This is a genomic window from Croceicoccus sp. BE223 (assembly GCF_031457155.1).
GTDB lineage: Bacteria > Pseudomonadota > Alphaproteobacteria > Sphingomonadales > Sphingomonadaceae > Croceicoccus.
In genome coordinates this window covers 597,778-619,487 of the sequence record NZ_JAVDWB010000002.1, presented here as the reverse complement: position 1 = coordinate 619,487, position 21,710 = coordinate 597,778, and the positions used below count along the sequence as shown (strand labels likewise).

General features: G+C 67.5%; 23 protein-coding genes and 1 tRNA gene. 11 read left to right on the top strand and 13 right to left on the bottom strand.

Translation table 11 applies throughout. From position 1 onward, the window contains the following. Nucleotides 1–130 precede the first annotated feature (130 nt). The 4 genes from rplM to J2X37_RS06980 all read left to right on the top strand — a co-directional run bounded on the left by rplM (nucleotide 131) and on the right by J2X37_RS06980 (nucleotide 2,852). Nucleotides 131–610 (top strand): 50S ribosomal protein L13, encoded by a 480-nt coding sequence (gene rplM, locus J2X37_RS06995; protein ID WP_310019288.1) that lies wholly within the window; start codon nucleotides 131–133, stop codon nucleotides 608–610. Further along, nucleotides 610–1,128: a 30S ribosomal protein S9 gene (gene rpsI / locus J2X37_RS06990; protein WP_310019287.1), complete on the top strand. Its 519-nt coding sequence runs from the start codon at nucleotides 610–612 to the stop codon at nucleotides 1,126–1,128. The genes rplM and rpsI overlap by 1 nt, the downstream gene beginning before the upstream one ends. 229 nt (nucleotides 1,129–1,357) lie before the next feature. Then, nucleotides 1,358–1,522, top strand: a complete 165-nt coding sequence (locus J2X37_RS06985; protein WP_310019285.1) for a hypothetical protein — start codon at nucleotides 1,358–1,360, stop codon at nucleotides 1,520–1,522. A 49-nt stretch (nucleotides 1,523–1,571) separates the two neighbouring features. Continuing rightward, nucleotides 1,572–2,852 carry a cation:proton antiporter gene (locus J2X37_RS06980; RefSeq protein ID WP_310019283.1) on the top strand — a complete coding sequence of 427 codons (1,281 nt, stop codon included), beginning with the start codon at nucleotides 1,572–1,574 and terminating at the stop codon, nucleotides 2,850–2,852. Here the strand turns inward: J2X37_RS06980 and J2X37_RS06975 are convergent. Both J2X37_RS06975 and J2X37_RS06970 read right to left on the bottom strand, forming a co-directional pair. Then, nucleotides 2,836–3,498 carry an RlmE family RNA methyltransferase gene (locus J2X37_RS06975; protein WP_310019281.1) on the bottom strand — a complete coding sequence of 221 codons (663 nt, stop codon included), beginning with the start codon at nucleotides 3,496–3,498 and terminating at the stop codon, nucleotides 2,836–2,838. The genes J2X37_RS06980 and J2X37_RS06975 overlap by 17 nt on opposite strands. A 15-nt stretch (nucleotides 3,499–3,513) precedes the next feature. Next, nucleotides 3,514–4,728, bottom strand: a complete 1,215-nt coding sequence (locus J2X37_RS06970) for a Ppx/GppA phosphatase family protein (RefSeq protein WP_310019279.1) — start codon at nucleotides 4,726–4,728, stop codon at nucleotides 3,514–3,516. Between the two features lie 189 nt (nucleotides 4,729–4,917). Here J2X37_RS06970 and J2X37_RS06965 point away from each other — a divergent pair. The 4 genes from J2X37_RS06965 to J2X37_RS06950 all read left to right on the top strand — a co-directional run bounded on the left by J2X37_RS06965 (nucleotide 4,918) and on the right by J2X37_RS06950 (nucleotide 7,158). After that, nucleotides 4,918–4,991: transfer RNA gene (locus tag J2X37_RS06965), tRNA-Gln, on the top strand. 88 nt (nucleotides 4,992–5,079) lie between these two features. Then, nucleotides 5,080–5,739 (top strand): TetR/AcrR family transcriptional regulator, encoded by a 660-nt coding sequence (locus J2X37_RS06960; protein WP_310019277.1) that lies wholly within the window; start codon nucleotides 5,080–5,082, stop codon nucleotides 5,737–5,739. Between the two features lie 112 nt (nucleotides 5,740–5,851). After that, nucleotides 5,852–6,376, top strand: a complete 525-nt coding sequence (locus J2X37_RS06955) for a nuclear transport factor 2 family protein (protein WP_310019276.1) — start codon at nucleotides 5,852–5,854, stop codon at nucleotides 6,374–6,376. 29 nt (nucleotides 6,377–6,405) lie between these two features. Further along, nucleotides 6,406–7,158 (top strand): SDR family oxidoreductase, encoded by a 753-nt coding sequence (locus J2X37_RS06950; protein ID WP_310019274.1) that lies wholly within the window; start codon nucleotides 6,406–6,408, stop codon nucleotides 7,156–7,158. Nucleotide 7,159: 1 nt separating this feature from the next. Here the strand turns inward: J2X37_RS06950 and J2X37_RS06945 are convergent, their stop codons facing one another. The 7 genes from J2X37_RS06945 to J2X37_RS06915 form a co-directional block, all read right to left on the bottom strand. After that, nucleotides 7,160–7,927 (bottom strand): sigma factor, encoded by a 768-nt coding sequence (locus J2X37_RS06945; RefSeq protein WP_310019272.1) that lies wholly within the window; start codon nucleotides 7,925–7,927, stop codon nucleotides 7,160–7,162. A gap of 121 nt (nucleotides 7,928–8,048) precedes the next feature. Beyond that, nucleotides 8,049–9,281 (bottom strand): DUF445 domain-containing protein, encoded by a 1,233-nt coding sequence (locus J2X37_RS06940; protein ID WP_404979597.1) that lies wholly within the window; start codon nucleotides 9,279–9,281, stop codon nucleotides 8,049–8,051. A 40-nt stretch (nucleotides 9,282–9,321) separates the two neighbouring features. Beyond that, nucleotides 9,322–12,738 carry an efflux RND transporter permease subunit gene (locus J2X37_RS06935; RefSeq protein ID WP_310019270.1) on the bottom strand — a complete coding sequence of 1,139 codons (3,417 nt, stop codon included), beginning with the start codon at nucleotides 12,736–12,738 and terminating at the stop codon, nucleotides 9,322–9,324. Between the two features lie 13 nt (nucleotides 12,739–12,751). After that, nucleotides 12,752–13,990, bottom strand: coding sequence for an efflux RND transporter periplasmic adaptor subunit (locus tag J2X37_RS06930; RefSeq protein WP_404979602.1), 1,239 nt, complete (start codon nucleotides 13,988–13,990; stop codon nucleotides 12,752–12,754). Between the two features lie 206 nt (nucleotides 13,991–14,196). Then, on the bottom strand, nucleotides 14,197–14,454 hold the full coding sequence (locus tag J2X37_RS06925; RefSeq protein ID WP_310019267.1) for a GlsB/YeaQ/YmgE family stress response membrane protein: 258 nt from the start codon (nucleotides 14,452–14,454) through the stop codon (nucleotides 14,197–14,199). A 115-nt stretch (nucleotides 14,455–14,569) separates the two neighbouring features. Continuing rightward, nucleotides 14,570–14,869, bottom strand: coding sequence for a DUF1153 domain-containing protein (locus J2X37_RS06920; protein WP_310019265.1), 300 nt, complete (start codon nucleotides 14,867–14,869; stop codon nucleotides 14,570–14,572). 25 nt (nucleotides 14,870–14,894) lie between these two features. Then, nucleotides 14,895–15,326 carry a hypothetical protein gene (locus J2X37_RS06915; RefSeq protein ID WP_310019263.1) on the bottom strand — a complete coding sequence of 144 codons (432 nt, stop codon included), beginning with the start codon at nucleotides 15,324–15,326 and terminating at the stop codon, nucleotides 14,895–14,897. 146 nt (nucleotides 15,327–15,472) lie between these two features. Here J2X37_RS06915 and mnmA point away from each other — a divergent pair, with 146 nt between their 5' ends. Together mnmA and J2X37_RS06905 are read left to right on the top strand one after the other, a co-directional pair. After that, nucleotides 15,473–16,693, top strand: a complete 1,221-nt coding sequence (gene mnmA, locus J2X37_RS06910) for a tRNA 2-thiouridine(34) synthase MnmA (RefSeq protein ID WP_310019261.1) — start codon at nucleotides 15,473–15,475, stop codon at nucleotides 16,691–16,693. Then, nucleotides 16,666–17,745, top strand: coding sequence for a hypothetical protein (locus J2X37_RS06905; RefSeq protein ID WP_310019259.1), 1,080 nt, complete (start codon nucleotides 16,666–16,668; stop codon nucleotides 17,743–17,745). The genes mnmA and J2X37_RS06905 overlap by 28 nt, the downstream gene beginning before the upstream one ends. Here J2X37_RS06905 and J2X37_RS06900 read toward each other — a convergent pair. Continuing rightward, entirely contained in the window at nucleotides 17,733–18,098 is a 366-nt protein-coding gene (locus J2X37_RS06900; RefSeq protein WP_310019257.1) for a hypothetical protein, read from the bottom strand. The two genes, J2X37_RS06905 and J2X37_RS06900, sit on opposite strands and share 13 nt — an antisense overlap. A gap of 53 nt (nucleotides 18,099–18,151) precedes the next feature. On the opposite strand from J2X37_RS06900, the gene J2X37_RS06895 reads away from it, so the two are divergent. Then, complete coding sequence (locus J2X37_RS06895; RefSeq protein ID WP_310019256.1) at nucleotides 18,152–19,288, top strand: serine hydrolase; 1,137 nt, start codon at nucleotides 18,152–18,154, stop codon at nucleotides 19,286–19,288. Here J2X37_RS06895 and J2X37_RS06890 read toward each other — a convergent pair. The 3 genes from J2X37_RS06890 to pdxH are packed head-to-tail and all read right to left on the bottom strand — an operon-like array spanning nucleotide 19,285 to nucleotide 21,705. Next, nucleotides 19,285–20,079, bottom strand: a complete 795-nt coding sequence (locus tag J2X37_RS06890) for a PhzF family phenazine biosynthesis protein (protein ID WP_310019253.1) — start codon at nucleotides 20,077–20,079, stop codon at nucleotides 19,285–19,287. The genes J2X37_RS06895 and J2X37_RS06890 overlap by 4 nt on opposite strands. A 16-nt stretch (nucleotides 20,080–20,095) precedes the next feature. Further along, nucleotides 20,096–21,064 carry a cation diffusion facilitator family transporter gene (locus J2X37_RS06885; protein ID WP_310019251.1) on the bottom strand — a complete coding sequence of 323 codons (969 nt, stop codon included), beginning with the start codon at nucleotides 21,062–21,064 and terminating at the stop codon, nucleotides 20,096–20,098. Nucleotides 21,065–21,078: 14 nt separating this feature from the next. After that, on the bottom strand, nucleotides 21,079–21,705 hold the full coding sequence (gene pdxH / locus J2X37_RS06880; protein WP_310019249.1) for a pyridoxamine 5'-phosphate oxidase: 627 nt from the start codon (nucleotides 21,703–21,705) through the stop codon (nucleotides 21,079–21,081). Nucleotides 21,706–21,710: the final 5 nt, after the last annotated feature.

The window sequence follows — 21,710 nt, the reverse complement described above, 5'->3', positions numbered from 1 at the left end:
GCGGTATTATTTTACCGCGCCGGAAACGCCCGGTATTGCTTGACTTGCGCGGCCCTTGCGGACAAAAGCGCGCCACTTCGCCTCGGCCTTCCGGGGCGATTCTCGCATCTAACGTAAGGAACTGACGGCCATGAAGGCGCTCAGCACCCAGACCCGGTCAATCAAGCCGGCCGAGGTCGAAAAGAAATGGCACCTGATCGATGCCGATGGCCTCGTCGTAGGCCGCCTGGCGGTGATTATCGCCAACCATCTGCGCGGCAAGCACAAGCCGAGCTTCACCCCCCACGTCGATTGCGGCGACCACGTCGTCGTCATCAACGCCGACAAGGTGAAGTTCACCGGCAACAAGACGCAGGACAAGCGCTATTACAAGCACACCGGCTATGCCGGCGGCATCAAGGAAACCAGCCCGGCCAAGGTGCTCGCCGGCCGTTTCCCCGAGCGCGTCCTTGAAAAAGCGGTCGAGCGCATGGTTCCGCGCGGCCCGCTGGGTCGCCAGCAGATGAAGGCGCTGCACCTCTACGCCGGCACCGAGCACCCGCATGACGGCCAGAAGCCCGAAGTGCTCGACGTTGCTGCCCGCAATCGCAAGAACAAGGTTGGTGCATGATGGCTGACGAATCGAACACTGCTGAGACTGGCACCCTCGCCGATCTCGCCAACCTCACCGAAGGCACCGAAATCGCCAGCAACGAAGTGAAGGCGCCAACCACGCCGCTGCGCGAACAGCAGCTGGACAAGCAGGGCCGCGCCTATGCGACCGGCCGCCGCAAGGACGCCGTCGCCCGCGTGTGGATCAAGCCCGGTTCGGGCAAGGTCACCGTCAACGGCCGCGACCAGGAAGTCTATTTCGCGCGTCCGACGCTGCGCCTCGTCATCGACCAGCCCTTCACGATCACCGATCGCCAGGGCCAGTACGACGTCGTCGCCACCGTCAAGGGCGGCGGGCTTTCGGGCCAGGCCGGCGCGGTCAAGCACGGCATCGCCCAAGCGCTGTCGAAGTTCGAGCCTGCCCTGCGCGGCACGGTCAAGGCCGCCGGCTTCCTGACCCGCGACAGCCGCGTGGTCGAGCGCAAGAAGTACGGCCGCGCCAAGGCCCGCCGTTCGTTCCAGTTCAGCAAGCGCTGATCGGGGCACGGCTGGCAACAGCTTCTTCCGTTCACCCGGAAAACGAAAGGGCGGTCCTGCGGGGCCGCCCTTTTTCGTTGGTGCCGTATCGCCCCATCGCGGATGACCGCCTGGCAGCCTTTGCTACGCCATCTCCCGATATTTCCCTACTGCGCCATCACGACCCTGTCCGCGACATCGGCTCCCCTCCAAGTTGCAAGTGATGGGTGCGGCCACAAAGCGGAACGCCGTGCTGGCCGGATCGGCGGCGCCGCTCCTCTCCGCCTCCATCGCCGCGTTCGGCGACGGTTCGGCCGGTTGGGATTTCAAGACGAAGCGCGACGGTGACCGCGTGACCATCCCTTTCGGGCCCGAGACCTACGTCGTCGTCGATGTGCTGATTCATGGCGGCTGACCGCCCCTCCGTGTCGGGAGCCACCGCGCGCCCGGCGCGTTGTCGACCCATGGACGGCGTCTTCTTCGGCCTTGCGGGCTATCACATCCTTCTGGTCGGTTGCGGACTGGTCATCGTCGCGGCTTACTGGTTGCCGCAATTCCTCGCCAAGCGGGAGCCTTCGGCTTCGGGCCTGCTGATGCTGGGCGGGCTGGCCGTCTTCGGCCTGATGCCGGGGATGCCGCAGGCGCTCGATCCGGTGGACCGGCCTGCGGTGTGGGAACTGGCCTCCGAATTCGCAGTGATCATCGCGCTCTTCGGAACCGGCATCCGCATCGACCGGATCCTGGGGCGGCGGCTGTGGACACCGACGATCCGGCTGCTGATCGTCGCCATGCCCTTGTGCATCGTGTTTGTCACCTTTGCCGGAACGCTGGCCGGGATGACAGTGGCCGGCGCGGTGCTATTGGCCGCGGTCCTCGCGCCCACCGATCCGGTGTTGGCCGGCGATGTCCAGGTCGGCGCCCCGCTCGAAGGCGGGGAACACCCGGTCCGCTTCGCGCTGACGACGGAAGCGGGGCTCAACGACGGGCTGGCCTTTCCCTTTGTCTATCTCGCGATCTTCATGGCCGCATCGGGCGGCATCGGCGAGTGGATCGGCGAATGGATCGGCCTATATCTCGTCTACAAGATCGTGGTCGGCCTTCTCTGCGGCCTGGGTGCCGGGTGGGTGCTCGGCAAGCTGCTTTTCGTTTTCCCCCGCGGCAACCCGCTGGCCGAAGGGGGCACCGGCGTCATCGCGCTGGCGGGCGTGCTGCTCACCTACGGCCTCACCGAACTGATCGAAGGCTACGGCTTCATCGCCGCCTTCGTCATGGGCGCGACCTTGCGGCGGATCGAATCGGATCACGAATATCATGTCCGGCTGCACGGCTTTTCCGAAGCGCTGGAGCATGCCGTCACCGCGATCCTGCTGGTCATGCTGGGCGGGGCGATCCCTGCGCTGGTGCCCTATTTCGACTGGCCGCACGCATTGATCGGCGTGGCGCTCGTCTTCCTGATCCGGCCACTGTCGGGCCTCGTCGCTCTGCTGGGCACCGATCTGGGCTGGCGGCAGCGGGGCGTGATCGCCTTCTTCGGCGTGCGCGGGCTGGGGTCGATCTACTACCTCGCCTACGCAGGCGGCCAGATCGAGCTGATCAACGAGGGGACACTGTGGGCGACGGTCGTCTTCACCATCCTGCTGTCGACGCTGGTCCACGGCTTTACCGCGGGCGTCACGCTGGACCGGGTACTGGGCAAGAAAGACGGCGCCGGCGAAGGCGGAGCGGAACCTATTCGCGCCCCTTGAAGCCCTGCGCAATGACGTACCATTCCGAACTGTCCTTGCGGCTGGCGGGCGGCTTGGCGTGCTTCACCGCGCGGAAGTTCTGTTTCAGCAGGTTGAGCAGCGCGGTGTCGGTCCCGCCGGCAAAGACCTTGGCGACGAAATCGCCGCCGGGCGCAAGCGTCTGGATCGCGAAATCGACCGCCGTTTCAACAAGACCCATCGTCCGCAAGTGATCGGTCTGCTTGTGGCCCACCGTGTTGGCCGCCATGTCGGACAGCACGAGATCGGGTGCCTGGCCCAGCGCCTCCATCAGCGCGCCGGGCGCGGCATCGTCCATGAAGTCCATCTTGAAGATGGTCACGCCCGGCAGCGGATCGACGTCGAGCAGGTCGATGCCGACGATCTTCGCCTGCGGCCGGCGCTCCGCCACCACCTGGCTCCATCCGCCCGGCGCAATGCCGAGGTCGACGACCGCCTGCACCCCTTTCAGCAGGCCGAACTTGTCGTCGAGTTCGGCGAGTTTGTAGGCGGCGCGGCTACGATAACCGTCGGCCTTGGCCTTGACGACGTAAGGGTCGTTCAGCTGGCGCGACAGCCAGCGCGCCGACGATGCGGTGCGCTTCTTGTTGCTCTTGAGGCGCTGGCGGTCCTCGCCCGAACGGCTCATGCCCGAAATCCCATGTCAAAGCGCCTTCATGCGGCGGGCCAGAGCCCGGTTCTGTTCGCTGAGGCGCGCGCCCGCCATCAGGCTGCGCAGGATGCCTTCGCGGATGCCGCGATCGGCGACGCCCAGGCGTGCGGCCGGCCACAGGTCGAGAATGGTTTCGAGTATCGCGCAGCCCGCGACGACCAGTTCCGCGCGGTCGCGCCCGATGCAGGGAAGCTCCTGCCGCTCGGCGGGCGAAAGAGTCGAAAGCTGCTTGGCGATGTCGCGCATCGCCGTCGCCTCCACGATCAATCCGTCGACCGCGCGCCGGTCGTATTGCGGCAGGCCAAGGTGCAGGCTGGCCAGCGTCGTCACCGTACCGCTGGTGCCCAGCAGCCGCGGGCCGGTCGCCATCGGCGCATCGCGGAACGGTTCGAGCCGGGCTGAAAAGTCGCGGAACGCGCCGGACACCGCGGCCCGCATCCGGCGGTAGCGGTGCAGCCGGTCGGTGTCGGTCTCGTCCGCCGCGGCAGGAAAGCTTTCCGTCAGGGAAACGACCCCCCACGGCACCGACTGCCAGTCCATGATGCGCGGCACCGCGTCGCCGGTCTCGATCAGGACCAGTTCGGTCGAACCGCCGCCGATGTCGAAGATCATCGCCGGGCCTTCGCCCTGTTCCAGCAGGACGTGGCAGCCCAGCACGGCAAGCCGCGCTTCCTCCTGCGCGCTGATGACGTCGAGGACTATTCCCGTCTCCTCGCGCACGCGTTCGATAAAGGCCTCGCCGTTCGACGCGCGGCGGCAGGCCTCGGTCGCGACCGAGCGGGCGAGGTGGACGTTGCGGCGGCGCAGCTTGTCGGCACAGACCCGCAGCGCGCCCAGCGCACGGTCCATCGCCGCGTCGGACAGTCTTCCCGTCTGCGCCAGCCCTTCGCCCAGCCGCACGACCCGGCTGAAGGCGTCGATGACCACGAAATGCTCGCCCGAAGGCCGCGCGATCAGCAGGCGGCAGTTGTTGGTGCCAAGGTCGATCGCGGCATAGGCTTGGCGCGGGGTCGCGGGCGCCTGGCCCACGGCACGAACCGGGCTGGCCGGATCGGCTGCCTCGTCCTCCGCTCCCTGTGCCTGTGCCCTGTTGTCCGGCGCGCCCTGCGCGGACGGGGGATGAGCCCTGTCCGTTCCCTGACCGGCGCCCGATTCCGGGACCTTCCGATCGTCGACTTGCGATGCCGGCGGCTCAAGATCCGCCATGCTGAAACTTTCAAAAACGTCTGTGAACCACGGCCCTTCGATTGCGAGCCGCGGCGAACCTGAACGCCATGCTAACGATAGCAATGCGATGTGGCAACCGGACTGCCCGAAACGGGCCGGACAATGCTTGACCTATGCCGTTTTGGCGCATAGAGGCACCGACCGCGGCGCTGTTCCCACGCGCGGCATTGCCCCGTCGTCTAAAGGTAAGACTACGGACTCTGACTCCGTCAATCGAGGTTCGAATCCTCGCGGGGCATCCACCTTCCCGACATCTTCACGCGCCGCCGGAATGCAGCGGGTTGCAATTCGCGTTGAAAGGCGGCGCCGCTTGCGCCTAACAATGCGGGCATGAGCACTTCGCCAGGATCCGAGGCCGGCCCCCGCCGGCTTTCCCCCCGCCAGTCGGAGCGGCGGCGCAAGATCCTGACCGCTGCGCAGACGATGCTCGCCCGCCACGGCTACGATGGTGTGTCGATGCGGATGATCGCCGCGGAGGCCGGCGTTGCCGAACGCACGCTGTTCAATATCCACAGCGGCAAGGCCGCGCTGATCGCCGCCAGCGCGCGCGAGCGTAGCGACGACATCATCGGCGAGGCATGGGAAGCGGCAACCGATCCGGGCACCGGTTTCCTCCTGACGATGTGCGCGACGCTGGCGCGGTACACGCTCGCCGATCCCGACATGGCGCGGTCCTATGCGCCGGTGCTGATCCAACATGCCGATCTCATCGGCTTGCACGAGGTCTACCGGGTCCATGTCGGGCGATCCCTGCGCCATTTGGCCGATCGGGGGCTGCTGCCCGCCGAGGTTCCCGATGCCCTGCCACTGATCTTCTCGATGAACATCGTGGCCACGATCGAGCACTGGGCCAGCGGGACGATCACGTCCGAGCATCTGGAACGACACATGCAGCTCGCGGTCGCCCAAATCCTGTTGCCCCATGCCGAAGGCGCGCTGTTCGACTGGGCCCGCGATCTCGCGCGCGAATGCGTCTCGTCGATGGGCTAGCAAGCGCCCGACCTGTCCAATATTGCAGTCCACTGCGAAAGCGGGCCGTGACACACCCTGTCCTGCAACGAGACCCGCCGCACGCCGGCAGGGCCGAGCGGGAGAGAACGACGTGGACGCCATCGAAAAGCTGATTGCCAAGGACGCGATCCGGGACCTCGCCGCCCGCTACATGCGCGGGCAGGACCGCCTGGACCGCGAGCTCCAGATGGGCACCTTCTGGCCTGATTCGACGACCGATTACGGGATATTCGCCGGCTCCGGCCCGGACTTCGTCGCCTTTGCGCAGGACCTGCTGACCGAGCATCTCGCCAACCAGCACCTGATCGGCCAGCACCTGATCGAATTCGACGAGGACAATGCCGACATCGCCTATGGCGAAGTCTACTTCTATGCCTTTCACCGCATCCTTGAGGATGGCGCGCCCTTCGACATGACCATCTGCGGTCGCTACATCGACCGTTACGAACGGCGCGAGGGCGAGTGGCGCTTCGCCCATCGCAGCGAAGTCAACGACTGGGCCCGGAAGGAACCCGCCGCGGACGCTTTCCTCGCCACCGACCTTGCCGACGCGCTGCCGGGCTTTCATTCGATGGAAGACCGCTCCTACCGCCGCGAATGGCTGCGTACCGCCTGATTGCCCCCCTAGATCACGGAGAGACTGCCTTGACCGATCGTACCGTCATCGTCACCGGCGCCGCGTCCGCCGCCGGCCTGGGCTTTGCCACCGCAAGGATGATCGCCGCAGAAGGCGCGCGCGTTTACCTGACCGATCTCGATGGCGGCGAAGTCGAAAAGCGCGCCGCCGAACTGCGCGAGGCCGGGCATGTCGCCACGGGCCTCACCCAGGACGTGACCGAGGAAGCGGGCTGGACCGCGCTGGTCGAGCGCGTGCTGGCCGACACCGGCCGGATAGACGGACTGGTGAACAATGCCGGGATCGCGGTTCTGCGCATGACCGCCGAACTTACCCACGAAAGCTGGGACAAGCAGATCGCGGTCAACATGACGAGCGTCTATCTCGGCTGCCGCGCCGCGCTGCCGACGATGCAGGCGCAGGGTGCCGGGTCGATCGTCAACCTGTCTTCGGTCGCAGGGCTGGTCGGCATCCCGGCCTGCACCGCCTATGCCGCCAGCAAGGGCGGGGTCCGGCTTTATTCGAAGGCGCTGGCGATGGAAGTCGCGGCTAGCAACATCCGTGTCAATTCCGTCCATCCGGGCGTCATCTGGACCGACATGCAGAAGGTCGCCTTGGCCGACAACCCCGATGGCTACGACGCGATCAACGCGTCGATCCCGATGAAGCGGATGGGCGAGCCGGACGACATCGCCAACATGGTCGCCTTCCTGCTGTCGGACCGTGCCAAGTACGTGACGGGCGGCGAATTCGTCGTCGATGGCGGACTGACCGCGCAATAGGTCAGTTGATCGTCGCCTGGTCCATCCGGGCGCGCAGATTGCGCAGCACGCGCCGCGATATCTGCCGCTGCTTTTCCTTGTCCAGCGGGTGATCGGGATCGAACTTGGCCCGGTCGCTGTCGGCAAAGACATAGCGGGTGACGATGGTCCGCTCCATGGCGAGATCGCGCTCCACCGCCGCGAGCTCCGACGGATGGACGGTGCCGGGCAGCGTCGCTCTCCGGATGACCGCGCGGCGCGCAAAGTCGCGCAACGCACGCTCGCGCATGTTGCATTCGTATCGGTCGAGCAGCGTGGCCAAGGCGGCGATGGCCAGACGGTCCGCAGTTGCCGCCTCCACTCGCGTGAGGGCCGATGCGTCCTCGATCTCCATCGGACCGTGCCCGCCATCGTCGGCGGCGATCGCGTCGAGCGAGACGGTGCGGGCACCGACCTTCCTTGCACCCCCGCGCGAATCGAGCCGCACCCGATGGCGCAGCGCCTGGAGCTCGCAACGCAGCTGCCAGTTGACGAACGTGGTGAATTTGGCGCGCGAAGGATCGTATTCCCCGATCGCGCGGTGGACCCCGATCGCGCAGGCCTGCTGCGCGTCCTCGGCCATGTCGACGAGGCCGTAGGTGCGGGTGAAATGGCGCACGCGCGGCGCGATCAGCCGCATGATGCGCGCGAAATGCAGGTCGTGCAGGCGGCGCTGACGCGGGCTGGACCCGTCGGGCAAGGCGCGGATCGCGGCGACCTCGCTTTCCAGCGCATCGGAAATGGCGGACATCGGAGCAATCCCTGCATCGCGCGGCGGTCCTTGGGCGGACCGGCAGGGATCGGGGTTAACGGGCGCCCCTCAATGGGCCGGTTCGGCGTCGCTAGGGGTTTACCCCTAGGGACGCGCGCGATCAGCGCAGCCCGAGATCGATCGCATGGATGGCCAGGCCGACGAGGCCGCCGACGATCGTGCCGTTGATGCGGATGAACTGGAGATCGCGCCCGACCGCGCTTTCGACCCGTTCGGTAATCGTCACAGCGTCCCACCGCTTGACGGTTTCGGAAACGAGCCGGACCAGCTGGTCGCCATAGCGGTTGGCGATGCCGACGGTGCTGCGCCGGACGAAGCGGTTGATCTGCCACTGCAGGCGCGGATCGTTCTGCAGGGCCTGCCCCAATTCGGCGATCGCCCCGCCCAGCTGCCCGGCCAGCACCCCGTCGGGCCGTCGCGCGGTGTCGATCAGGTGCCGACGCAGCCGCTCCCAGACGCCCTGCCACCATGCCCCGACGGCCGGGCTGTTGAGGATCTCGTGCTTGATGCCTTCCACCCTCGCACGCATCGCGGGATCGTGCACGAGATCGTGGGCCAGCTTCTCCAGGCCCTCCTGCACCTTGCCGCGAACGGGGTGGTCGGGATCGACCAGCATTTCGGCGAGCAGGCGATAGAGCCCGTCCAGCACCGAATTGGCGAGCCGTTCGTCGAGCCCGGTCCAGCGCAGCAGAGCATTGGCCCGCTCGTGGATCATCGCCCGGACCATCGGCTCGTTTGCCTCCAGCGTGATGCCGGCCCAGCGGATCGCGGCGTCGATCAGCGGCAGATGCTTGCGATCGGCGATTGCGGCCTGCAGCACCTGGCCGATGAGCGGCGAGACCTCCAGCCGATCGGCCTGCGCCTTCAGCCCGGCGCGGACCTGCTCGCCCATGCGTTCGGGATCGAGCGATTCAAGCACTTCGGCCAGCAGCTCTGCCGCGCCCGCGCGCACCCCCAGCGTGCCGCGCCGGTCCGGATTGGCCAGGAAGTCACCCGCGGCGCGGGCCACGTTCATCTGCCCCATGCGCCGCGCCACCACCTGCGGCGTCAGGAAATGGGCGCGCAGGAAGGCCGCCATGGTGTCGGCGATGCGGTCCTTGTTAGTGGGGATGATCGCGGTGTGCGGGATCGGCAGGCCGAGCGGGCGGCGGAACAGCGCGGTCACCGCGAACCAGTCGGCCAGCGCGCCGACCATCGCCGCCTCGGCAAAGGCCATGACGTAGCCGACCGCGGGATGAAGCCCCTGGTACCGGTGGGCGACAAGGAAGACGGTCGCCATCAGCACCAGCAGCCCGGTCGCGATCCGCCGCATGGTGCGGGCGCGATCGGGCATGGCGGGGATGACCGGCTTCGGGACGGTGCGAACCTTTCGCCTATTCCGCCGGGACGGGGCGGGCGTCCGCAGCCGCGGCATCGCCCGGACGATACGTCAGGAACATGTTGCGCAGCTTGGGCCCGATGCGCTTCTCGAAACCGTCGGCAAGGCTGAAGCCCGCGGGCACGATCACCAGCGTCAGCAGCGTCGAGAGCAGCAGCCCGCCGATCACGACCGTGCCCATCGGCGCGCGCCACGCCCCGTCGCCGCCCAGCGACAGGGCCGTCGGCACCATGCCCGCGGCCATGGCGACCGTCGTCATGACGATCGGCTGGGCACGCTTGTGTCCCGCATCGATGATGGCCGGCTTCTTGGCGACGCCGCCTTCCATTTCCTCAATCGCGAAGTCGATCAGCAGGATCGAGTTCTTGGCGACGATGCCCAGCAGCATCAGCACGCCGATGTAGACCGGCATCGAAATGGGTTGGCCAATGAGGATCAGCGCGAGCAATCCGCCCAGTGGCGCGAGCAGCAGCGAGGTCATGTTGACCAGCGGCGAGACCAGCCGCTTGTAGAGCAGGACCAGCACCGCAAAGACGAGGAAGATGCCGGTGATGACCGCGATGATGAAGTTCTGGATCATCTCGGCCTGCCACTCGTCCTCGCCCACTACAGGGGTGGTCACACCAGAGGGCAGGTTCTCCATCGTGGGCAGCTTGTTGATCCGCTCCATCACCGGACCCTTGATCGCCCCTTCGGCAAGGTCGGCACCGATCAGGACCCGGCGCGACATGTTGAAACGCTCGATCTTGGTCGGCCCGGCGCCGAAGGAAATGTCCGCAACCCGGCCGAGCGGCACCGATCCTCCGTTCGCGGTCGGCACGGGCAGGTTCTCGATCGTCGCGATATCCTGGCGCGACGACTTCGCGAGAATGACGCGGATCGGGATCTGCCGGTCCGCCAGCGAGAACTTGGCGGCGTTCTGGTCGATTTCGCCGATCGTCGCGATGCGCACCGCCTGGCTCAGGGCCTGGGTCGTGACGCCGAGCTGTGCGGCGAGATCGGGGCGCGGGGTCACCAGCAGCTCGGGCCGTTGCAGATCGGCCTCGATACGCGGTGCGACCACCGTGGGCAGGCCCCGCATTTCATCGACGATCTTGTTGGCGGTCGCTTCCAGCAGCACCGGGTCGGACCCGGCGAGCATGACCGAGATGTCGCGTCCGGTCCCGAAGCCGCCGGATTGCGAGGCGAAACTGATCCGTGCGTCGGGGAAGTTCTGCAACTGCGGCGCGATCCGGCGCTCAAATTCGTTGCTCGTGACTTCGCGGTCTTCCTTCAGGCCGACATAGATGCGTGCAGACCCCTCGTTGATACTTTCGAGGGCGCGTTCGACTTCGGGTTGCCGGTACAGCAGGTCGGCAACGGCATCGGCGACCTTCTCGGTCTGTTCCAGCGTCGTGCCCGGCACCATTTCGATGCGCACCTGGCTCGTGTCCTGGTCGATCGTCGGCTGGAACTGTTGCGGCAAGACCATGAACAGGACGATGGTGAGGACCAGCGCCGAGACACCGCCGCCAAAAGCCCAGAAGCGGTGGTCGCCCAGCCGGGCCCATGCCCTGTGGCCGAATGCGACCATCCGCTCGAACGGGCCGACTTTCGAGCGGCCGCTCATCCGCATGGCAGCGCCGACCAGCCACGCCACCCCGAAGGTGAGACCGGCCGCGATCGCGGCGACGGTCAGGCTTTTGAGGATCGAAGCAAGCGCAGCGCTGATCGCCGATTCGGTCGTCAGGCCATAATCGGCCCCGGCCAGCCCGACCGGGCCGGCAATGGCGAGCACGAAAGCCCCCATCACGAGCGTGGGAACGAACATCTCCACCCGCCGAGCAGGCTGAGCACGTCGCGCATCGGCCTTCCGCTCGTCCAGCATGAAGGGCAGGACCTTCATGTAGATGTCCATCAGCTTGCCTTCGCCATGCTCGGCATGACCCTTGGCGCGCAGGAAGTAGGCCGCGACCATTGGCGTGATCATGCGCGCCACGGCAAGGCTCATCAGCACGGCGGCTACGACGGTAAGGCCGAAATTCTTGAAGAATTGGCCGGAAATGCCCGGCATCAGGCCGACCGGCAGGAAGACGGCGACGATCGACATCGTCGTTGCCACGACGGCAAGACCGATCTCGTCGGCAGCGTCGATCGATGCCTGGTAGGCGCTCTTGCCCATGCGCATGTGGCGCACGATGTTCTCGATCTCGACGATGGCGTCGTCGACCAGCACCCCCGCGACAAGGCTGAGCGCCAGCAGCGAAAGCGTGTTCAGCGAAAAGCCCATCAGGTCCATGAACCAGAAGGTCGGGATGGCCGAGAGCGGGATGGCGATGGCGCTGATGATCGTCGCGCGCCAGTCGCGCAGGAAGAAGAAGACCACGACGATCGCCAGCAACGCACCCTCGACCAGCGCCTCGATCGAGCTCTTGTACTGGCCCTTGGTGTAGGGGACGCCGGTGTAGAGCGGGTAGATGTGGACGCCCGGGTTTTCGGCAACGATCCTGTCGATCATCTCCACCGAATTGTCGTAGACCGTGACATCCGAGGCACCTTTGGCGCGCGAGATGCCGAACGTCACGACCTGGCGTCCGCGCAACTTGGCGATCCGGTCCTGCTCGCCATAGCCGTCGCTAACGGTGGCGACGTCCTTCAGGCGGATGATGCGCCCGCCCGAAAGGTTGATGCGCGTTTCGCCGAGGTCGTAGGCATCGGCGGCATTGCCCAGCACGCGGACCGACTGGCGCGAGCCGGCGATCTCGGCTTGGCCGCCGGCGGCATCGACGTTGATCTGGCGCAGCACCTGGTTGACCTGCGCGGCGGTGACGCCGAGCGACTGCATCTTCTGCGGATCGAGCACGACGCGGATTTCCCGGTCGACGCCGCCGCTGCGATCGACCGCCGCCACGCCCTCGATCGAAAGCAGCTGTTTGGCGACCGTGTCATCGACGAACCAGCTCAGTTCCTCCATCGTCATGTCGTCGGCATAGATCGCGAAATAGGCGATCGCCCCGCCGCCGCCGATGTCGACCTTCGTCACCTGCGGATCGAGGATGCCGTCGGGCAGATCGCTACGGATCTGGTCGATCGTGTTGCGCACCTCGTTGGTCGCATCGTTGGAATCGATGCCGAGCTCGAATTGCACGAAAGTGGTGGTCGACCCCTCGCTGGCGGTGGACTGGATCTCGTCGACGCCGTTGATCGACCGGACCGCCGCCTCGACCTTCTGGGTGATCTGGGTGTTGATCTCGCTCGGCGCGGCGCCCGGCTGGACGACGGTGACCGTCACCGCCGGGAAATCGATGTCGGGCATGTCGTTCACGTCCAGGTCCATGAACGAGAACAGGCCCGCCAGCAGCAGCCCGGCGAACATGACGATGGGGACGATCGGGTTGCGGATCGACCAGGCGGACAGGTTGCGAAGGTTCATCGCCGCGCGCCCGTCAGTTCGCGCGGTTCGTCAGTTGCGGCTTTACCGTGTCGCCTTCGAACAGGAAGCCGCCGGCGCGCAGGACCACGCGCTCGTTCCCGGTCAGCCCTTCGGCCACCGTGATCCCGGCATCGGTGACGATCCCGGTCTTGACGGCGCGGCGACGCACCTTGTTGTCCTTGTCGATGATGAAGACATAGCTGCCCTTGGCGTCGTTCTGGATCGCCGATTCGGGCAGCACCGGTGCATTGACGCCGCCGGTGCCGATCGTGGCCGTGGCAAAGCCGCCCGGACGCAGCGCGCGGTCGTAGGCGAGCGCCACCCGGGCTTCGCCCTGGCGTGAAGTCTCATCGATCGTGGGGGAAAGCTGCCAGACCTGGCCGGTGAATTCGCGGTCCGTCCCGACCGGCCTGACGGCGGCAGGCGCGCCGACGGTCAGCCGCGCCAGGTCGCTTTCCCCGACCAGCGCAGCCAGTTCCATTTCGCCGCCCTTGGCAATCACGAAGAGAGGCTGGCTGCCGCCGCTGACGACCTGTCCCACCTCGACATCGCGGGTGAGGACGAGACCGCCCGCGGGCGCGAGGATGTTGAGCCGGGCATTGCGGGCGTTCAGTTCGCGCAACGACGCTTCTGCAACGCGGACGCGGGCGGCGGCGGCATCGCGGGTGGAGCGCAGGCGATCGACATCCGCCTTCGAGATGAAGCCGCGGTCGACCAGTTGCAGCGCGCGGTCGAGGTTGGCTTGGGCGAGGTTGGCGTCTGCACGGGCAACCTGGACCTGCGCCGCCTGGGCGGCGGCCTGCTGCGTCTGCACCGACCGATCGATGACCGCGAGCACCTGGCCCTGCGAGACCCAGTCGCCCTCGTCCACGCGGACCGAGACGACCTGCCCGCCCTCACCCACGGAACCGACCGGGAGCGGATTGCGCGCGGCGAACGTGCCACTGGCGGTAATGCCGCTGCTGACGCTTTCGCTGCCCGGCACGATCACCGAGACGAGCGGAACCTGGGCGGCGTTCGCGCCGTCCTCGGCCGCGCCGTCGCCCTTGCCGAATACCATGAACAGGATGATCGCGAGGATGATCGCCGCGACGATCCCGCCGCCGATCATGATCTGCTTGCGACGGCGGGCGCGCTGAAACTCGTCATCCTCGTCGATGATGTGCGTTTCGCTGACGACGGTTTCGCGCCCGTGGGCGGCGTGGCCTGCCCCGGCGCTGTCGCGGTCGATCAACGGCGTGTCGTAATTCATTCCACCCAGCCTGTCGGTTCTCGCGCTCAAGCATCGCGTAACGATGCTGTATTACTCGGGCAAGACACCTTCGACAAGAGGCCCCCGCTCCGCCGTGAACCGGGACGCTCTTGCGGGCCCGCCACAACGACGGGCCCGTCCAGAGCGCGACCTATCAAGCTATCGGTTGGGACACAATCGTCTGATCGTATCCATTGATATTATTGTCAGCGGACGCGGCCTCGCTGCACCAGGTTGGCGATGGCCAGAAGGATGATCGCCCCGACCAGCGCCGCGATGAACCACATCAGCCAGTTGCCGTCAGCCCCGATGTTGAGCAGGCCGAGCACGAACTTGCCGACGATCGCGCCGACCACGCCCACAATGACGTTCATGAGAATGCCCATCGAGGCATCGCGCGCCATCACCATGCTCGCCAGCCAACCGGCGATACCTCCCACGATGATTGCTATGATCCAGTCCACGGCATTCCTCCTTTTTCGTTCCTGTCTTATGTGAACGTGCGCGGCGACGCGCAGTTCCGGGACAGGCCGAAAGAGGATTGCGACAGAACGTGGAACACGCGGCGGGACTGCCGCGTCAGTATTTCATCTGGCGTTCGTAGAGGTCGCGATAGTGCTGGATTCGGGTGACGCGCAGGCCCTTCATGCCCGAACGCTCGACCGCACGCTGCCACGAGGCAAACTCCTCGAGGGTCAGGTCGTAGCGTTTGCAGGCATCGTCGATCGTCAGCAGCCCGCCATTGACGGCCGCGACCACTTCGGCCTTGCGACGCACAACCCAGCGCTTCGTACTGGGCGGAGGAAGATCGTCCAGCGTCAATGGCTCACCCAGGGGGCCGATCACCATCGCCGCCTTGATGTCCTGGTTCTCGATCATCCGCGATCCTCGGTCATCTGGTCCTCTATACGTTCCCTTGCTGCGCCTTGCGGGGCGCAGAGCCGACGACCAGCCCGTCGGTGCGGGCGGGGCCGGCAGTCACTTCATAGGCTTTCCTAGCCGGTGAAGGCTTAGCATTGCGTAAACACGCCGACCCGTCGGTTATCGCGTGGGAGATCCGGGCGAGGTCATCGGGCGAGAAGCGCCGCTCCGGCATGTCGCCGGACGGCCCCACTCCGGCGGCGAGCGAAAAGAGCATTTCCGCCGCGCGCGGATCGAAGCTGCCCTCTGCCATCAGCTGGGCGAGGCTGCTCGACCCCAGCGTCGCGCCGAACGAGGAGCGCAAGTCGCGCTCCGCCTCCAGCTTGGCGAGCAGCGAATGCCAGTCCAGGCGCCGCGGCTTGTCGGCCTGCCGATCAGCATCGACTTCGGACAGATGGGGGAATCTGGCGAACATGGGCACGACCATGCCCGCTGCTTGGTCAAAAACCCGTAAATGGGACGGTTACGTCTGGTTAAGCATGAATACCGATGGCGGTGTTCGGGCAAGGCGTGGGACTCGAAGGCTTTTGCCGCGTGGCCATTGCGTGTAAGGCGCGCGCCATGTCCGAAACCCGTTGGCCCACCTGTTCCGCGCCCGATGCCGTGCCCGACAGTCCTGCGCTGCCGGGTGCCGAGCTGCCCGGGACCCAACTGGACGAGCGCGCCCTCGCCGCGCTGTTCCAGCTGGACCCGCCGCTCGCCGTGCGGCGCATCGTCGTGGCGATGTCCGGCGGGGTGGACAGCTCGGTCGTCGCCGCGCTGGCTGCAAAAAGCGGCGCCGAAGTGATCGGCGTGACGCTGCAGCTCTACGACCATGGCGAGGCGGTCAAGCGCAAGGGCGCGTGCTGCGCCGGCGACGACATCCGCGACGCCCGCGCCGTGGCCGACCGGCTGGGCATAGCGCACTACGTCTTCGATCACGAGAGCCGCTTCCGCGAGGACGTGATCGACCAGTTTGCCGACGAATACATGGCCGGGCGCACGCCGATCCCGTGCATCCGCTGCAACATGGGGGTGAAGTTCACCGACCTGTTCCGCATGGCCCGCGAACTGGGCGCGGATTGCCTTGCCACCGGGCATTACGTGCAGCGCGTGCTGGGCGAAAACGGCCCCGAACTACACCGCGCCGCCGATCCCGCGCGCGACCAGTCGTATTTCCTCTATGGCACGACCGACGCGCAGCTCGAATTCCTGCGCTTTCCGCTGGGCAGCCTGCCCAAGCCGCAGGTCCGCGCCATCGCGGCCGAACTGGGCCTGGGCGTCGCGGCGAAGCCCGACAGCCAGGACATCTGCTTCGTGCCCGAAGGGGACTACGCCAGCCTCGTCCAGAAGCTGCGCCCTGCTGCCGGCCGGAGCGGCCCGATCCTCCACGCCGAAACCGGCGCGCAGCTGGGCGAGCACAAGGGCATCATCCACTACACCGTCGGCCAGCGCCGGGGGCTGGAGATCGGCGGACAGGCCGAGCCGCTTTATGTCACCGGCATCGACGCGGAGCGGCAGGCCGTGCTGGTCGGGCCGAAGCGGCTCCTCGCCGTGGGCGCCATGGACGTGATCGAAACCAATCGCATCGGACCGTTTCCCGATGGCCCGATCACCGTCAAGGTGCGTTCGCTGGCCAAGCCGGTGCCGTGCACGATCGAGGGCGAGATGGGCGCCGACAGCACCGTTCGTGTGCGATTTTCCCAGCCGGAATACGGGGTTGCGCCCGGACAGGCCGCCGTGTTCTATGCCGGCGAAAGGGTCGTTGGCGGCGGATGGATCGAGGATACCGAAGGGGCCTGAGGCTGGAGCCGGACCGCAAGAGCCGCGGCACCTGGCTCGGCGTGCTGATCGGTGCGTGGCTGCTGCTGGCGATCCTGGCGTGGTTCGACCCGTTCGGCCTTGGTCGCCATCGGTTCGCTCCGCCCTTGCGCGAGCCGACCGTCTCGCTGATCCAGCCCCGCAACGGCGTCGTCATGCCCCGCGGCGCCGGCTTTTCGGGCGATGGCCATGGCGCGCGATTCGCATTCGGCAACGTGATCGACGCGCCGGTCCGTTACGGCACCGAAAACCAGCTGATGCGATCAAGCTTCGCCACCGGCGGCCCGCTGAGCCTGACCGAAGCGATGGGCATGCCCGATGGGGCGTTCATCGGCGAAGTCGGCCCGGCGGTCCGCGTCGTCGCGGTGATTTCCGGCGGCTATGCCAATCTGCCGGACGAGCGGATCTCGATCATCGACCTGCCCGAACCGGCCGACAACGCGCTTCGCGGGCCGAGCGAGGACCGCATCGTGCTGACCAACGGCTGCCTGCGACTGGGCACCGGCGCCGGGCCGCTGCTCGTTCTCGGCCCCCGGGCCAACGCGGTCTTCATCGACGACGCGGGCTGGCTGACGGTCGGCAGCCTGTCCGGAATGGAAAGCCTGCGGGTGGGGGAGACCGGGATCATCGCGACCGATGCACTCCCCGCGATCCCCGGAATCGAGACCGCGGTCCACGCCCTGCGCCTGCAATGCGGCGGCAATCCCGATGCCGTCATCCTCGACAACGTCGCGCGAACCCCGGTCTGCGACCTGACCGCCGAACAGGCGGAGGCGAACCGGGCGGCGATGAAGGCGAACCAGCGCGAAGTGACCGACCGGATGGCGCAGGCACGCCGCGAGCAGCTCGCCGCCTGCGTCGCGCAGGGGAAGAGCGAGCTGACCTGTGCGCGGACGATACCGCCGATGCCGCCGCCACCGATCGACATGCAGCAGATGCCTTTCCAGGGCCGCGCGCCCGGCGACATGTGCCTGCCGCAAGGAGAGGTTCCCGCAGGAGCCTGGGCCCCCGCGCCGCGGCCTCAGCCCTCGTAGGGCTCCAGCACGCAGCCCCAGCCTTCGCGCCAGGTCGCGGTGGTGCTCGACAGCAAGGGCACGCTGGCGGTAACGGTCTTCGCTTCGTCGTCCGCGCTCAGCGACACCAGGCCCATGCCGTCGACGAAATCCTTCTGGCAATCGCCGACCGCCCGGCCGCCGACGAAATGGCACGAACAGCCGACTCGCGCGCCGAAGGCGGTGCCCGCCCGCGCCTGCATGGTCAGCGGCTCCCACGCCCAGAACAGCGACACGGCGAGCAGCGCGAGCACGCCCACGGCGATCGCCGCCTTGTGACGGCGGGGCTGGAAGGTGCCCGTCCTGCGAGCGGGTTGCGATTTGCCGGTGGGCATCGTGGTTTGCGTCTTGCCTTGATGGGTGGATCTGTCGGAACAGGCGGGCCGTGATGCCCCGCCGCCTTCCCCTTATCCTCGCCGCCGTCATGCTGCCAGTGCTTAGCGCCTGCGATGCGGGCGGTGCCGCGACGCCCGACGCCGATCCGCCGTCGGCCGAATCGATGGCGGCCCTGGCCAAGGGCAACGCCGGCGCGTCGCGCGAAGGGCTGGCCCGCGCGATCGACGCGGTGTTCGCGGACGAGGTCGGCGAGACCCGCGCCCTGCTGGTGATGCACAAGGGTCGTATCGTCGCCCAACGCTATGCCGATGGTTATGGTCCGGCCACCCGCCACCTCGGCTGGTCGATGACCAAGACGGTGACCGGCGTCGTCATCGGCATGCTGATCGCCGACGGTTCGCTGGCGCTCGACGAACCGGCGCCGCTGCCCCGCTGGCAAAGGGCGGGCGACCCGCGCGCCGCGATCACCGTGCGGCAATTGCTGCAGATGCGGTCGGGCCTGCGCCATGCCGAAGTGACGGACCCGGCCTATGCGTCGGACAACGCGCGGATGCTGTTCCTGGAGGGGCGGGACGACCTGGCCCGCTATGCCGAAACCCAGCCGCTCGATGCCGACCCGGGCGCGGACTTCGAATATTCCACCCCCGGCAGCGTGATTCTCGCCGACATCGCGACGCGCGCGCTGACCGCGTCCGACGAGGCGCAGGACCGCCACGATGCCATGGCTGGATACCTGCACGACCGGCTGTTCGCTCCGCTCGGCATGGTGAGCGCGACGCCCGAATTCGACGCGCGCGGCACTTTCGTCGGCGGATCGATGCTGAGCGCGACAGCGCGCGACTGGGCCCGCTTCGGCGAGATGCTGCGCCGGGGCGGCGTGGCCGAGAACGGGGTGCGCGTGGTGCCGCAGGCGTGGGTCCGCTTCATGACCACGCCCTCGCCCCGCGATCCGGCCTATGGCGCACAGGTCTGGCTCAACCGCCCGCGCGACGACGATCGCAACGAGGTGCTGTTTCCGGGCGAGGTGTCGGACCGGATCTTTGCGATGCTGGGGTTTCACGGGCAGTATACGCTGGTCTCGCCGGCGCAGGACCTCGTCGTGGTGCGGCTCGGAGTGTCGAACGAGGCGGAGCAGGCGGCCCTGCGCGGCGCGATGCGCGATCTCGTCGCCCGGTTTCCCAAGAGCTAGTAGCGGAACGTCCCCTCGAGGACCGTCACGCAGTCGCCGCCCAGCCAGGCGACATCGCGGTCCAGTCGGCAGGTGAGGTCGCCGCCCCGGCGCGAGGCCTGGTGCGCGGTGAAGCTGTCCCGCCCCAGCCGCGCGGTCCAGTAATGCGTCAGGACGGAGTGAGCAGACCCGGTGACCGCATCCTCGTCGACGCCCGCGCCGGGCACGAAGACCCGGCTGATCACATCGGTCTTCGCGCCGGGGGCGGTGCAGATGAACTGGTGATCGCCCAGCGCAGCCAGCGCCTTGAAGTTGGGCACCAGCGCGCGGACCGCCGCCTCGCTCTCGTAGACGAAGAGGTTGTAGCGATCGGGCGAGGTCTGCACCGCGAGCGGCGCTGCGCCCAGCGCGTCGACGGCCGCCTCGAAGCGTCCCGGCGCCGTCGCGATGAGGGGCAGCGCGACTTCGTACCCCGTGCCGGCCCGGCGCACCGTCAGCACGCCGGCCTTGCGGGTCAGGAAGCGCACCTCGTCGGCCTCGCCCCCGTCCAACATCGCGTGGCCCGCCGCCAGCGTCGCGTGGCCGCACAGGCCGATCTCCAGCTCCGGCGTGAACCACCGCAGGTGCCAGTCCGCCTCTGCGCCGTCGTGCGGCACGAGAAAGGCGGTTTCGGCGAAGTTGTTTTCCTCGCCGATGCGCTGCATCGTCGCATCGTCTGGAAAGCCATCGGCATAGACCATCACCGCCGCCTGGTTGCCGGTGAACGGAGCGGACGCGAAGGCATCGACGTGCCAATAGGGTATTGCCGGCATGATTGGCTCCTCAGCCTTAGCGCAGGATCGCGCCGTCCTGCGAAACGTCGGCTCCGGCCCCTTCGGACAGCAGGTCGACCGGCACGCCGACATCGGTCTCGACATGGCCTTCGGGATCGGTGTGGATCAGGAACTCGGTATCGGGAAATTCGCGCAGCAGCTTCGCCTCGATCGCATCCATGACGTCGTGCGCCTCGGCCACGGTCATCTGCGGGTCGACGGTGATGTGGAACTGCGCGAAATCGCGGACCCCGGCCGTGCGGGTGCGCAAGTCGTGCAGCCCGTGCAGGTCCGGATTGTCACGCACCGTATCGAGCAGCCGCTGCCGCTTTTCGAGCGGCCATTCTCGGTCCATCAGCTGTTCGACCGCGTGCTGGCTCGCCTGCCAGGCGTTCCAGGCCAGCCAGGCGGCGATGGCGATGGCGAACAGCGGGTCGGCCCCGGTCAGCCCCGCGTACTGGTCCAGCGCCAGCGCCGCGATGACACCGAGGTTGAGCAGGATGTCGGACTGGTAATGGACATGGTCGGTCTGGATCGCGACGCTGCCGGTCTTGCGGATCACGTGGCGCTGCCATGCCAGCAGGGCGATGGTGGCGACCATGGCGATCACCGACACGGTGATGCCCGTGCCCGCTTCCTCGATCTCGCCGCCCTCGATCCAGCGCGAGATCGCGCGCGCCGCGATGCCGACGGCGGAGATCGAGATCAGCACGACCTGAACCAGCGCGGCCAGCGCCTCCGCCTTGCCGTGGCCGAAGCGATGGTCGTGGTCGGCGGGCATTGCCGCAACCCACACACCGATCAGGGTGACGAGGCTGGCCACCACGTCGAGCGCGGTGTCGGCCAGGCTGCCCAGCATCGCGGTGGACCCGGTGTGGATCGTCGCATAGATCTTCATCGCCAGCAGCAGCAACGCCACCGACATGCTGGCGATCGCCGCGCTGCGCGTCAGCACGCCGCGCTGGCCCGTATCGGTCTGGTCCATCGTTGCTTCGCGGATCAGGGGTAGAGCAGCGTGCTGGCCCAGCCGCTGCCGCTGCGGGTGAAGCGACGCCGCTCGTGCAGGCGGAAGGGGCGGTCCTGCCAGAATTCGATGGCCTGCGGGATCAGGCGATAACCGCTCCAGTGCCCGGGACGGGGCACGTCGCGCCCTTCGTAGCGGCGGCGCACGTCTTCGAACCTGTCGAGAAATTCGCGCCGGTCGGCCATCGGGGCCGACTGGTCGCTCGCCTGCGCGCCCAGCTGCGAATCGCGGGCGCGGCTGGCGAAATATTCGTCGGCCATCGCCTCGCTCACCGGTTCGAGCGGGCCTTCGATGCGGATCTGGCGGCGCAGGCTCTTCCAGTGGAACAGCAGGGCGGCCTGCGGATTGGCCGCGATCTCGCTGCCTTTGCGGCTGAGCTGGTTGGTGTAGAAGACGAACCCCCCGCCCTCGCCCAGGTCCGCGCCGTGGCCCTTCAAGAGCACCATGCGCACCGACGGGGCACCGCCCGCGCTGGCGGTGGCGAGCGCCATCGCGTTGGCGTCGTTCGGCTCGCTCTGCCGCGCCTCCGCCATCCAGTCGTCGAAGAGGCGGAAGGGATCGCCGGTCGGGATCGCATCTTCGGCCAGGAGTTCGGGTTCCACGTCAG